This window comes from Sedimenticola hydrogenitrophicus (assembly GCF_025175675.1).
Lineage (GTDB): Bacteria > Pseudomonadota > Gammaproteobacteria > Chromatiales > Chromatiaceae > Sedimenticola > Sedimenticola hydrogenitrophicus.
The window spans coordinates 1-13191 of record NZ_JANIOA010000032.1 but is presented as its reverse complement, the minus strand read 5'-3'; the positions used below and the strand labels follow the sequence as shown (position 1 = coordinate 13191).

General features: G+C 60.4%; 12 protein-coding genes. 3 read left to right on the top strand and 9 right to left on the bottom strand.

The window, feature by feature from the left end; all coding sequences use genetic code 11:
* Positions 1-38: 38 nt before the first annotated feature.
* Positions 39-770, bottom strand: coding sequence for an AraC family transcriptional regulator (locus NPX02_RS15740; protein WP_260294733.1), 732 nt, complete (start codon positions 768-770; stop codon positions 39-41).
* A 111-nt stretch (positions 771-881) separates the two neighbouring features.
* Positions 882-1544 carry a TetR/AcrR family transcriptional regulator gene (locus NPX02_RS15735; protein WP_260294732.1) on the bottom strand — a complete coding sequence of 221 codons (663 nt, stop codon included), beginning with the start codon at positions 1542-1544 and terminating at the stop codon, positions 882-884.
* A gap of 258 nt (positions 1545-1802) precedes the next feature.
* Between NPX02_RS15735 and fabF the strand changes: the two genes are divergently transcribed.
* Complete coding sequence (gene fabF / locus NPX02_RS15730; RefSeq protein ID WP_260294731.1) at positions 1803-3068, top strand: beta-ketoacyl-ACP synthase II; 1266 nt, start codon at positions 1803-1805, stop codon at positions 3066-3068.
* 124 nt (positions 3069-3192) lie between these two features.
* Here fabF and NPX02_RS15725 read toward each other — a convergent pair whose 3' ends face one another.
* The 4 genes from NPX02_RS15725 to NPX02_RS15710 all read right to left on the bottom strand — a co-directional run bounded on the left by NPX02_RS15725 (position 3193) and on the right by NPX02_RS15710 (position 7762).
* A complete protein-coding gene (locus tag NPX02_RS15725) occupies positions 3193-4260 on the bottom strand; it encodes a metal-dependent hydrolase (RefSeq protein WP_260294730.1) in 1068 nt (355 codons plus the stop codon).
* A 39-nt stretch (positions 4261-4299) separates the two neighbouring features.
* Positions 4300-4962 (bottom strand): TetR/AcrR family transcriptional regulator, encoded by a 663-nt coding sequence (locus tag NPX02_RS15720; protein ID WP_260294729.1) that lies wholly within the window; start codon positions 4960-4962, stop codon positions 4300-4302.
* A 197-nt stretch (positions 4963-5159) separates the two neighbouring features.
* Positions 5160-6122, bottom strand: a complete 963-nt coding sequence (locus tag NPX02_RS15715) for a GGDEF domain-containing protein (protein WP_260294728.1) — start codon at positions 6120-6122, stop codon at positions 5160-5162.
* Between the two features lie 167 nt (positions 6123-6289).
* On the bottom strand, positions 6290-7762 hold the full coding sequence (locus tag NPX02_RS15710) for a 2Fe-2S iron-sulfur cluster-binding protein (RefSeq protein ID WP_260294727.1): 1473 nt from the start codon (positions 7760-7762) through the stop codon (positions 6290-6292).
* Positions 7763-8000: 238 nt separating this feature from the next.
* On the opposite strand from NPX02_RS15710, the gene NPX02_RS15705 reads away from it, so the two are divergent.
* A complete protein-coding gene (locus NPX02_RS15705) occupies positions 8001-8390 on the top strand; it encodes a hypothetical protein (RefSeq protein ID WP_260294726.1) in 390 nt (129 codons plus the stop codon).
* 198 nt (positions 8391-8588) lie between these two features.
* Complete coding sequence (locus NPX02_RS15700; protein ID WP_260294725.1) at positions 8589-9512, top strand: bifunctional helix-turn-helix transcriptional regulator/GNAT family N-acetyltransferase; 924 nt, start codon at positions 8589-8591, stop codon at positions 9510-9512.
* Positions 9513-9604: 92 nt separating this feature from the next.
* On the opposite strand, the gene NPX02_RS15695 is transcribed toward NPX02_RS15700, so the two are convergent.
* The 3 genes from NPX02_RS15695 to NPX02_RS21515 all read right to left on the bottom strand — a co-directional run.
* A complete protein-coding gene (locus tag NPX02_RS15695; RefSeq protein ID WP_260294724.1) occupies positions 9605-11680 on the bottom strand; it encodes a 3'-5' exonuclease in 2076 nt (691 codons plus the stop codon).
* Positions 11677-12633: a hypothetical protein gene (locus NPX02_RS21520; RefSeq protein WP_335342592.1), complete on the bottom strand. Its 957-nt coding sequence runs from the start codon at positions 12631-12633 to the stop codon at positions 11677-11679. Before NPX02_RS21520 ends, NPX02_RS15695 begins: the two co-directional genes overlap by 4 nt.
* A gap of 24 nt (positions 12634-12657) precedes the next feature.
* On the bottom strand, positions 12658-13191 hold a 534-nt coding region (locus NPX02_RS21515), incomplete at its 5' end, for a DNA methyltransferase (protein WP_335342591.1).

Below are 13191 nucleotides of genomic sequence, written 5' to 3'. Positions count from 1 at the left end.
GCGCCCGCGCAACACGGGTCTTTGCCGCTGTGGTGGGATTATTTGCCGATCCGGCGAAAATAGCGTGGCGAGTGGCCGAAGTGCTTGCGGAAGCGGTCGCTGAAGGCGGACAGGCTGCCGTACCCCACCCGCTCGGCGATCTGCTGGATGTCCAGTTCATCGGCTTCCAGCAGCTGCCACGCCCGCTGCATGCGCTTCTCCAGCAGATACTGCTGTGGGGTCATACCGAGCTGGCGCCGAAACAGTTCACTGAGCTGGCGGGTACTGAGATTGGCCACTGCCGCAAGCCGGGTGAGAGAGGTGGGTCGGTCGGAATACTGGTCGAGATAGGCACGGGCCGCCTCAATACGGCGATCCAGCCGCAAGGCATCGCCGTAACGCTCCTGCAACAGCTGGATCAACAGCAACAGCATCTGCCGCTCACTGGTCCGGTTACCCGGGCCTTGCTGGAGTTTCAGGTGCAGAAAGGCGACATATTGCGACAGGGTTTTATCGAGCGGAATAAAAGCCGGCAAGCGTGCCAGTTCGGGTGCCAGGGCTTCAGGCACATCAGCCACCACAAAACAGTTCAGATCGGTAGCGGCAAAACCATGCTCCCGCCCGGCGGCGATCACGGCGATCCGTTGTGCGGAGACCGCCCCCTCCTGCCCGCCGACCCGCATCGAAAGACGGCCGGTCACGGGCAGCACCAGCTGGTGATAATCATGCTGATGGGCATGGGTTTCACTGCTGTAGCTGCGTAGATCCAGGGTCAGGTTCGCGTGCGCCATGATACTGATTGTAGTAATGGATTCAGCGGCTGGGAGCCTGCGCCTTGTGGTGGGGCATCACCACCGATCATCCGCCGGTGGCGGCCGGCCCTACATCGGTATCTATGCGCCTCAACGCTGCCAGACATCCGGCGCCACTGAACCCAGCACACTGTCCAGCTCGCTCTCATTCACGCCGAGCATGATCAGGATCTGCTTTTGCGTGGCCTCCAGGATGCCGCGCCGCTCCTCTTCGTGGGGAATGCTCTTGGCGATGGCGACTGCGCCCACCAGCGATGCAAGGATGGCCCGGGATTTTTCGGCAATGGTGTCGCGATCCGGTTCGAAGGGCAGCTTCTTGAGCCGGCTCAAGGCCATGATGCGGGTTTCCAGCATCTTTTTCAGGTTGTGGTATGAAGTTTCGAACAGTTTCTTGACTTCGGCATTTTCGTTGCCGATCTCGTTAAACAGGATCGTTTCCGGGCCGGGCTTGCTTTTTTCCTTCAGTTCCTGCAAGTTCCAGTAACTGGTAACCAGGGCCGTTAAGTGCTTGAGCGACAACGGTCCCTTGACCAGTCGAGCAGCACGGCTATCCTTGAGGGTTTCCAGGAACGAGGCGTTGTAGAGGGCCTCTTTCGATTCGAAATGGGCATAAAAAGCACCATGGGTCAGCTTTGCCAGTTTCATGATCTGGCTGATGGAGACCTTATCGAAACCGTAGCGGCAAAACAGTTCGGTCGCGGACTTCAGGATGCGGTCCTTGGATTTTGCTTTGTGATCTTCAGAATAAGACATGAGATTCCCTCACCACCCCGCGTGGGCAAAATATTATCTTGATCATATATTGTCTGGTGCTAGAGTTTCATCCTCAGGGTTCGCGCAAGAATAATTTCGCAGTACCGAGGGCGTAACTGGGCCACGCTGGCAAGGCACGCTTTGCAGGCAATGGCCGTTCCCTTGCCAAAAAGCGTAACGCCGCCAGCGGGGTCCAGTTGCGACCGAATACCGAAACTTATTTTTGCGCGAGCCCTTAACTCAAGCTGTGGAGAAACCATGAGTTCACCGATCGTCATCACCGGGATGGGCATGATCAGCCCTCTGGGTTGCGGCGTCAAGCCGGTATGGGAGCGCCTGACCGCTGGCCAATCGGGCGTTGGCCTGATAGACCGTTTTGATACGACAGATTTTCCGATCAAGATCGCGGGGCTGGTACCCGGTATCGAGCAGGACCCGGAAGCCGGCTTCGACATCGAACCGCTGATCGAGAAGAAAGAACGCAAAAAGCTCGATCTGTTCACCATTTATGCCCTGGGGGCGGCCCAGCAGGCGCTGGAACAGGCCGGCTGGTTTCCCGAAACCGAGGCCGAGCGGCAGGCGACCGCCACCATCATTGCCACCGGCATCGGCGGTTTCACCACCATCACCCAGGCCCAGCAGACCCTGGATACGCGCGGCTACAAGCGCCTCTCCCCGTTTACCGTACCGGCCTTCCTGGCCAACATGGCCGCGGGCAACCTCTCCATCCGCTACGGCTTCAAAGGCCCCCTGGGCTGCCCCGTGACCGCCTGTGCCGCGGGTATCCAGGCCATTGGCGACGGCATGCGCATACTCCGCAGCGGCGAGGCGGAGGTGGCCCTGGTGGGGGGCGCCGAGGCGTGCGTCGACCCGCTGTCGCTGGCCGGTTTCCATGCCCTCAAGGCCCTCTCCACCGAAAGCGAGGCACCGACCAGGGCGTCGCGTCCGTTCGACCGGGCGCGCAACGGTTTTGTCATGGGCGAAGGATCGGGCCTGATGGTGATCGAAACCCTGGAACACGCCCAGGCACGCGGCGCCACGCCGCTGGCCCTACTCAGTGGATACGGTACCAGCGCCGATGCCTATCACATCACCTCCGGACCGGAGGACGGCTCCGGCGCGGCCGCCGCCATGCGCGCCGCCCTGAGGATGGCCGGACTCGCACCCGGCGACATCAATTACGTGAATGCCCACGCCACCTCCACCCCGGTGGGGGACAATGCCGAGGTGGCCTCCCTGCGTAGCGTGTTCGGCGATAGTCTGCCGACGACCCCGGTCTCCTCCACCAAATCGGCCACCGGTCATCTGCTGGGTGCCGCGGGCGGCATCGAAAGCATCTTCTCGGCCCTGGCGGTGATGCACGACCTGCTGCCCCCGACCCTGAATCTGGAAGCCAGCGACGAGGCGATGCAGGACCTGGATTTCGTACCCAACGTTGCCCGCCCCCAAACCACGCGACACGCCCTGTGTAACGGTTTCGGCTTTGGCGGGGTGAACGCCGCGCTGATCGTCAGTAAAATATAACGGTTAGCCTGGAGTTCGTAGGTTGGGGTGAGCCTGCGAACCCCAACTAAATTCCTTTCCGCTACACTGTTGGGGTTCGTTCCTCACCCCAACCTACGGACTAGCGCGCAAGCGGCAGGATGCATCAGCGTTTCTCCAGGGCCTGACGCTCATCGAGGGTAAAACGCCTTAACCGATACAGTCCCCAGTGTTCGATCCCGCCCGCGCCACACATTCCATAGCGAAAAGGCGGAATCAGCCCCGGCAGGCGATAACGCAAATCGGTGAACCAGACGCAGGTCTCCCCTTCGAACTGGTCGATCCGGTACAGCGCGGGATAGCGGGTGAAGCGTCGAAACGCGGCAAACCCGCTCGATTGCCATACGGGCCGAACCAGTTCCCGCACCCGGTCGGGCTCACCAAAGCGGTTTTGCCTCTCCCAATTCAGGGCCTGGGGCGCCTGGTAGGCGGACCAAAGTCTCGCCAGCCACCCCGAGGCGCCACCTGGCGGTTGACCTCCCGTAGCGGCAAGATTCACCCGGGCGATATGATAGCGCTCCCCTTCGCTGACGATAATCAACCAGTTGAACGGTGACAGCGGCTGGGCCACGGCACGGCTGGTCGCCTGCTCCAATCGTTCGACTCGGGCATAGGTTTCTCCGATCGACTTTGCCTGCTGCTGCAGCAACACCTGAAGACCCAGATAGAGAGCCAGCACCGCGAGGCCGGCACGCGCACCCAGCGAACGGCCTAAACCGATTGAAGCCACCACTCCCACCAGTACGATCGCGCTGAAATAGGGGTCGATGACAAAGGTGGTCCCGAACCCCGTGCGCCAGTCCGACAACGGCGCCAGGATCTGCGTACCATAGCTGGTGAGAAGATCGGAAGCGATGTGCGAGAGCAGCCCCAGCAGGCAGATGCCCATATAGCCACGGCTGTTGGCCCGGTCACGCAGCCACCAGGCGCATGACCAGCCAAGCGCAATGGCCCACAGCGGCGCCAGCAGCAGCGAATGGGTCGGACCTCTGTGCCAGTCCGCGAGAAAGCTGAGCGGATCTATCCAGAAAGTGAGGTAATCGATATCGGGAAAGGCCGCGGCGGCGGCCCCCAGGGTTGCCCGTCGGGCACCGATCCCGCCCCATGCCGATTTCCGGCCATCGGCGGCGCGCACCACCAGGGCGCCAAACAGCGAGTGGGTCAGGGTATCCATCGCCTCTCGGGGAGCGGCCGCAAACCGCCCCAGCCGGACTCAATGGATCGGCCGGTCACCTTGCACTTCCGCTCGGCGCGCGCCGTGCGAGGGGTGGTAGCCAGCCCCGTGTACCCCGCTCAGGGTCGCACCACAACTAAAGACCGGGTTGGTCCGCTTCAACTGCCGATGGAGAAACCGATGCGTTCGCTGAGAGCGCGGCGAATCATCGAACATCCAGTGGGAGAAGGTGGCGAGATAGATACTGGTATGCACCGTCTCCTCCAACGCCCGCCGGGGAAAGACGGCCTGGTACCCCGCTGCCTCGCGCATCCACTGCACGGTACGGCTGATACGCATCAGCGCGGGAATCTGCAGATGCAGATGCCCGGGTTCAAGTTTGCCCAGGACCATCTGGCGGGTCACCCGGCGATGCCCGGCCAGCGCGCCAAGCCAGGTCATGATCGCCCGGTGCATGCGCTGGTGACGCGCCAGCCGCCGATGGGCCAGCGTCGCGGCGTCGGTCAACATGGCGCGGTCGGCACGCTCAAACCAGGCATCGATCAGTTCATCTTTTTCCCTGAATTCGGCCCGGATATCCTCCAGGGAGAGCGAGGCCCGGCTCGCCACCTCCTGCAGCCGCACCGCTTCCCATGTCTTGGCCTCTGCCAACATGATGGCAATATCCAGGATTCGCGATCTTACCGTTGTCTCATTCGTCATCGTCCTGCCTCAGAAGTAGACTTACCACGAATGTCCTTCATTCCGTACCCCACAACAGGTAACAACAAGATTATAGCTCAGGGGCGGCATGGCCTCCGGAGGCGGCGGCGTATCGGGGACACATAGAACCGTGGCCTCATCAGGCCAGGGTGGGGAAAGGGTGAACTCGTTGCGGTGCGCCGGCGAACCCCAACCGACTAACGCGGCCCGGTATCGACCGACGCCTCTCGCGGCCCGGCATACACCACGCAGTTGCGCCCTTTCTGCTTGGCCTGGTAGAGCATTTTATCCGCCGTATCGAACACCGATGCGGGGTGCGTGTTAGCAGAGGGTACGATGGTGCTTAAACCGGCACTAATGGTGATCACGTCACTGGCACCGGAGGCGGCATGCGGGATCCGCAGCTCCGCAACCACGGCACGGCACCTTTCCGCCAGCTCCAGCGCGGCATGGCGATCGGTGTTTGGCAGCATGAGAACAAACTCCTCGCCGCCGTAACGGGCCAGAAGGTCCGTGGAGCGCGAGCTCACGCCCCTCAGTGCCGTGGCCACCTCCACCAGACACTCATCGCCCATCACGTGCCCATAGCGATCGTTGTATTCCTTGAAGTGGTCGATATCGATGACAATCAGCGACATGGGCTCCTGATTGCGATGCGCGCGAGCCCACTCAGCCCCCATGGTCTTGTCGTACATACGCCGGTTGGCCACGCCGGTAAGCGCGTCGTGGAAAGAGAGCGCCTCCAGTTGCCGGTTCAGACGCAGCAGCACGTCTTCCATCTTCTTGCGCTCGGAGATATCGAAAATGAAGCCAACCAGCGCGGTGGTAACGCCATTCTCGCGTAGCACGTGCACCACATCACGCACCCAGACATAACCGCCGTCCGCGGTCAGCGCACGGTAGTCCGCTTCGTGGTCGATACCATGCTCTGACTGGGAGATACACAGGTTCGCCGTCGCATCCCGGTCCTCCGGATGTATCCGGTCGATCCACTCCTGGGCGGTCGCCCAGCTCTCGGGTGTCCATCCAAGCAGTTTTTCAATCTGTGGGCCGATATACTCAAACTCCTTGGTGACCCAGTTGAGCTTCCAAGGGATGGCCTTGGTCGACTCCAGCAGCGTCTTGTACAAACCCTCCTTCTCATTATCCAATATCGCCATGTCTGCTCAATCCCATTTTGAATTTGTGGTTATAACCGTTTGATTAACCGCCGTTTATTGTCGTGCGCCACCATCATAGCCTGTCGTGCCGCATGCGCAAGGCCATCAGCGGATGGCGCCGGGATGGTAGCTACAGATTGTCGTTTAATTTTGTGGCCGAAAAACCATCAATAACCCACCCGCTCCACAGACCATTCACCGGGGTCCACACCCTGGTCTGCCGCGGCCCTTAGCAGGCTGTTCAGCCACGCGTCGGGGCCGGCAAGGTAGATCTCGGTGCGCGGATTCTCTTCCACGGCCTGGATGATCTGGCCCGCCAGTTGATCGGCCGGGATGGATGCCTCGGTGCTGCGGTACTGGAAGTTGTCCAGGGCGTCATTCCAGGAGCGGCAGAGTCGTACCAGGGAGGAGCCGGGCGGGTTTCCGCCCACCAGGATCAGCGAGATTTCTTCGGCATCATCGATGGTGATGGCCTGCTCCACCAGGCTCTTGATCGGCGCCAGGCCGCCGCCTTTGGCGACAAACAGTACCGGGCGCCTGGAGTCTTCATGCAGCAGGAAATCGCCATCCGGACCTTCAAGCAGCAGGGTCTGTTCCGCCAGGCCACCCTGGAACACCGTTGCTTCCAGGGGTGAACCGATGCCGGAAAAGACCAGGAACAGCAGATTGCGGCCGTCGCAGGGACAACTGGCGATGTAGAGGCTGTCACTGACGCCCTCTTCGCTGGTCACCCTGACCCGCTGTCCGGCCTTGAAGCGGAGCGACTGGGTACGCGGTGTCTGCACATGCAGCACCGCCAGTTCGGGGCTCTCCCGTTCCACCTTGCGCACCCCGGCACGAATCACCTGATGGGGCAACCGGTCGCTGACCGTGGCCTCGCTGGCCTCGATTACCAGGTCGGAGATCGCGGTGTTGGAACAGGCCAGGATATAGCCTTCGGCTTGCTCCTTGGCACTCAGGACATAGTCGTGCTGGCGCAGTTGGCGCACGGCGCCCGAAACCACCCTGCACTTGCAGGCGCCACAGTTGCCGCTGGTACAGCCGTAGTCGAGATAGAGGCCGGCCTTGAGCCCCGCCTCCAGGATCGAGTCGTTGCCTTCGATAAAATACTCATGGCCGCTCGGCTGCAGTCGCACGCTGGCGGTAACGATCTTCAACAGGGCGTCCTTGGCGAACAGGCGCGCCTTGGCGTCACTTGCCCGGTCCAGTCGGCTCCTGGCGCCGTCCAGTTTGCCGATGCATTGCTTGATCGCCGCACGCAACACCGCCTCCGGTTTCTCCAGCGCGTTTCGCAGATCGCTGACGGCTTCTTCCAATAAGGCCTCGGAGGTGTTGAGGGCCGATTTGGTCCGTACCAGGGTGTGTTGAAACTCGTGCAGGCGCTGCATCAGGACCTGCGGATCGGGCATCCAGCCGTCGCTGTAGTGGGTCTTGGGGCGCGCCTCGCTCTTGATGCGTTGGACCCGCTCCAGGACCGGGTCGTCATCCAGGTTGATATGGGGATAGAGGCCCAGCAGGTCCTCGACGGCGATCTCGCCTTCAAAGGTCTTGACCCGCTCTTTTCTGATTCTTTTCTGCAGTTCGCCGCGCGTGACATCCGCGAGACGCGCGGCCCGGGAAAGTGATAACAGTTGTGGCATACGGCTTCCCTCCTGAGTCACTGTGCAAGGCAATATAGCAGCTCCCACATAAATAGTAAGCCTAAGGGCTCGTGCAAGGTCGGGGCTTTATACCGAGTCGGATGGGCGACCTGACTCCGACACCCGGTTGGCCCCCTGGTTGAACAGGCGCGGGATAGGGGACGGCCGAAGCCGTTGCCCGTATCATGTCGATAGCTACACTCTAGACAAGCAGAATAACGAAACAGGGTTTCAGGCCATGAACGAAACAGACGAACAACCCGGGATGCAATTGGCGATCATGGCGCAGGCGCTGTTCCTGGCCAACCTGTTGCTGCTGCCCGGCGTCTGTTTTCTCTGGCTCGCCTATCTCTATTTCAAACACCGCCACAGCGCCCCGCCCCTGGCCCGCTGTCACCTGGAGCAGACCTTTATCGCCAGTCTCATCGGCGGCATTCTGCTGGTGATCGCCAACCTGGCGATCCTTTGGCTGGGGGGCTACCGCAGCGCCAACACCTGGGTGGTGCTGATCCTCTATTTCACCACGGTGCATTCGACCCTGGTGCTGCTGGGTATCGTGGGTCTGGCCAAGGCGATGGCCGGAAACGAATACCGCTTCCCGCTGATCGGCCGGCTCGCTTCCCGCTGATCGATCGGCTCGGTTTCAACTGAATCGGCAACGCCAACCGGGGTCTGAGTCGATCCGGGTACGACGCCATGCCCCGTACTCCGGTGCACAGATCGACTCCGACCCATTTTCACGTGTCCGGGAATTCAGGGAATTTTTATTTGACTATGTCAACTAATTGGTTGCATATTACCTGTACACATGCAGAGAGATCAGGCGATGAGCAGCGACCAGGCAGCAGACAGAATCGACCGGATCCGGGTCTTCAACCGGTTCTATACCCGCCAAATCGGCATACTCGACGAATGTTTTCTCGGTGAACCGTACAGCCTGCCGGAGATCCGCGTGCTGTTCGAGGTGGCCCGGGACAGCCGCACCACCGCCACCACCCTGGCGGAGTATCTGCGCATGGATCCGGGTTATGTGAGCCGGATACTTGCCAAGCTGCTGGAGCGGGGGCTGTTGCAGCGCGACGCCGACCCCGGCGACCGGCGGCGCAAACAGCTCACCCTGACACCACGTGGTCAGGCCCAACTGAAGTCGCTGGATGGGTTGGCGCGGGAAAGCATGCAGCATTTGCTCAAGTCGCTGTCACCAGATCAGCAGGATGAACTGATCACCGCCATGGAGCGCATCCGTCATTTGCTGGAGTCCGATGTCCGGCACGCGAGCCTGATCCGCCCGCTGAAACTGGGCGATCTGGGCACCGTCATCAACCGCCACGCCGTGCTCTACGCCATGGAATACGGTTGGGACCAGAGTTTCGAACGCACCGTGCTGGAGGTACTCTCGGCCTTCGCCAGCAACTATGACCCGCAACGCGAACGCGGCTGGGTGGCGGAGGTGGACGGGCAGTTCGCCGGCAGTATCTTCGCCGTCAAGGAGGATGAGACCACGGCGCGGTTGCGCGCCCTACTGGTGGAGCCGCGCTTCCGCGGCCTGCAACTTGGCCGACGCCTGATCGAGCAGTGCGTCGATTTCTGCCGCCAGGCGGGTTACCGGAGGATCACCCTGTGGACCTGCGCCGACCTGACCCAGGCGCGCAAGCTCTACACCAAGGCGGGGTTCAGCTGCAGCCGCGCCTGGCAGGAGAAACCGTTCGGCACCGAGATCATCAGCGAGAGCTGGGATATGGAGTTGTAATTCGTTGGTACAGACCGCCATGGCTGCCTGTCTGGGCAAGAGCAGCGGCTCCGCCGCGAACTGCGAAACACTGCTGCAACAGGCGGTGTTCCTCACTGGATCCGCAAATCGTCCAGAAATTCCGAAGACGGTCCAGCACTGGTTACCAGCAAATAATCCCGTGCGCGGGTACAGGCAACGTACAACAGATGACGCTCCGTATTGTAGACTTCCTCCAAATCGTTGTCGTCGGCAACGGTCTCGATGCGGCTTTGCAGGGGGATCACTTCATCATCGCAGCCCATTACCGCCACGGCGCGGAACTCCAGACCCTTCGCCAGGTGCATGGTGCTGATAGAAAGCTGGCCATTGGCGGTCTCCAACCCCTCATCCAGAATCCTGAAGGAGATACCGGCGCCATCGGCTGCATCGCGGGCCCGGTCCATCTCTGCCCCTGAGCGAACAAAGATAGCCATTTCGTGAGGCATGATGCCTTCGCCCTGGCGTTCCGCCAGCCAGTCCGCCACTGCGTTGATCTCTGCCTGCTCCCCATCCAGCACCTGAATCATCGGCGCCGGACCGTTAAAGACCGACACAGTCCCCCTCCGCTGCTCCGTGTTGCCATCAATATCGGACACCTCCGGCCCAAGCAGACGGTCAGCCTGCTGCCGGATCTGGTGGGAGGTACGGTAATTGATATGTAATGTGCGGGACCGGCCGCGAATATCCACCCCCAATGCCTTCCAGGAAAATGGCTGCTGAAAGATGCGCTGTCCCAGATCACCGGCAAAGAACAGACTGTTGGGCCTGTCGCCCCCCAGGGCGGCGAGAAAGCGCAACTGGGCGACACTGACATCCTGGGCCTCGTCAATCACTGCGAACTCGAAAACCGGGTGTTTGCGCTGCGCAATCTGCGCGGCCAGCTGATTGAACATCGTTGCCCGGGTGACCAGACCACGGGCACTCAGTTCGGTACGAACAGACTCAAAGACAGACCAGAGCGAGGTACGCTGAGCTTCCGGCAGACGGGTCTTTCGACCCAGGCGGCGTACATCTCGGTAGGCCTCCCAGCTTGCCAGCTGCCAGGCATCAACCACCTCGTCCCATTCCGTGTACAGAAAGTGCTGACTGAACTTGCGACTTTCATGGGTGTCCGCCGCCTCGGCAAGCAACTGCTTGATCAACGCCGGCGGGGCAAGTTTCGGCGAGCCAAACTGCAAATCATAAAGGCGCTCGCCCAGGGCATTCATGGCGTGCACCTCCAGACGCTCTCCCAATCTCGGCTCATTACTGATCAGGCGGCGTAGTTTAGTGCGCAACGCATTGGCCAAGGTATCAGAGAAAGTGGCAAGCAATATCCTTGCATCAGGATTGTTGCGGGCAAGGAATACCGCCCGATGCAAGGCAACGATGGTTTTGCCGGTACCAGCGGAACCGGACACCCGAGCGGGACCGCCATAATCCTGTTCCACCCACTGGCGCTGCGCCGGGTGCAGGAATATCGTCCATTTCTCCCACGGGAACTCAAGAGCGCGCTCCAGTTCCTCTATATTGGTCATCACCCGGAAACGGCGTTGTGCATCGGGGTGCGCGAAGGGGTCGGCACCCGCTGCCAGCGGTTCCTGCATCAGCGGAGTGCCACCAGTAGCCAGTTCCAGCAGCGCTTCGGCCGCCTCGCTGGGCAGATGGTCCGCCAACTGCAGCAGGCTGTCTTCGTCAGCCAGCCGAACATCAGCCAGCCATTCCTGGGGCACTCCATAACCGAGCAGGGTTTCCTCAGCCACTTTATCGAACAGGCGCGGTTTGGTTATGGCGGCCTGTTCGGCCCCCACATAGAGGGGAACTGTGATTTCCTGAACCGTCTCGCGAATCACCACCAACTGCGCGGCACCAGTTTTCGGATGGGTTTCCAGCTTGCGTCTTTCAGCCCAGTGATAGGCCTTATCGTGATGATCAACATAACACAGCAGCAGGCTGTCTGCCGTCTTGTGAACAATCAGGCGGATATCGCTGTTTACCCGCACCGACCAGAAATTCTTGTCCCGTGCCTGGTCCAGCTTGTGGAAGCTCATACCCGGATTAGCGGGATTGATCTGCAAGTCGAAGGCCGTGGTCTTGACAGCCTTCTGTTCATCTCCGGTGAGTTTGTCGAGGCTGTCGGTGAAGGTATCAGCGATGCGGAAATTCATTTTTGCTCCATCCTAAACACCTTCATCACTTCATCCCCCAAATGATTGATCACCTTCACTGCGATCCGTCCCGATGTGGGCTTATCGAAGGGACGGGAAGTGTCGCTGTTGAGGGTTTCCCATGCTTCGGCGTTGATTTCGGCTTTTAGCGTGGTCTTGAGTGATTTGTAGGGGTCGTTGGCACCGAGGAAGTAGGCGTGGCGCACGAAGAAGGATTCTTCGTTGTAGTCTGTGTCGATAAACCAGCAGGCAATGCCTTCGGCGCCATCGGAGCGGACTTCACCGGTATTGGGGTGAAATACATCGACACCGTTGACCTTGACCTGCACCTGGCCGCCTTCGGCTTCCAGAATGTCGATATCCGGTTCGCCGAAGATGACGAACAGGTTACCCTTGCCGGTGTTTTTGAGGTCGTCGGCCATGTGGAGGTCGGCGTTCATGCGGGCCTTGAGTACCGGGATGCGTCCGAGCTTGTCGAAGTCGGAGGAGCGTGCGTCGTAGTTGAAGGCGCAGGTGACCAGTACGTCGAAGTCGGCATCACCGGCTTCGCGGGCGGCGGAAACCAGGTCGGGACGGGCGACAGTGCCGAATTCGGGGCCGATAAAGATGCCTGCGCGTTTCTCGATGCCGGTTTCCTCTCCTCCTTCGAAATAGCGGCCCTCGGCGCAGATCAAGTCGCCGGGCCAGGGGGTGAGCGCGATGAAGTTGATCTTGTCCGTTTTGTGGGCCTGCTGGACCCCGGCGGTTTTGAGGTTTTCGAGGATCATCTGCACGAAGTCGCGTTCCTCGCTGTAATCACCCTTGCCGTCGCCAATACCGTCGATCAACTCATCGTTTTCATCCACGCCCAATACCCGGTGGGGTGACAGGCTTTCCACGGTAAAGGGTCCAGCGACACGGACTTTCTTTTTATCCTGGTAGGGTTTGTCGTAGAGGTATTCGCTATCGGCCATGGCGGCGATGGAGGCGTCGATTTCCTACTGGCGGGCGATACGCTGTTGCCACCATTTTTCATGAAATACCTTGCCACCCATGGAGAGCTTTTCATCGCTGCGGGGAATTTCCCACTCCTGCCAATTTTTATTCTCTTCGTCATTCAGTTTTTGACGCAGAGATTCAAGGAGGTCCTGGTATTTTTCCCAGATCACATCAATCTCGGCATTGTTGGCAATCGACTTGAGGGTGATATGGGGCACCCGTTCATAGACAAAACCGTGGGCGATATTGCCCCGGGTTGGCGCGCTGGAGGGTGCACCGCGGGTCAGCTCGGCTTCCTTGAGCTGGCCATCGCGGGAATCGGCCAGCAGGTAGAAGGGATAGCGTGCGCCCATAATACGGGCGCGTGCCAATGCCAGGGCAACGCGGGAGGTATCAACCGTAATCCAGCGGCGGCCCCATTGTTCGGCAACGGCGGCGGTGGTGCCGGAGCCGCAGGTGGGATCGAGGACAAGGTCGCCAGGGTCGGTGGTCATGAGAATGCAGCGTTCGATTACTTTTGTATTAGTTTGAAC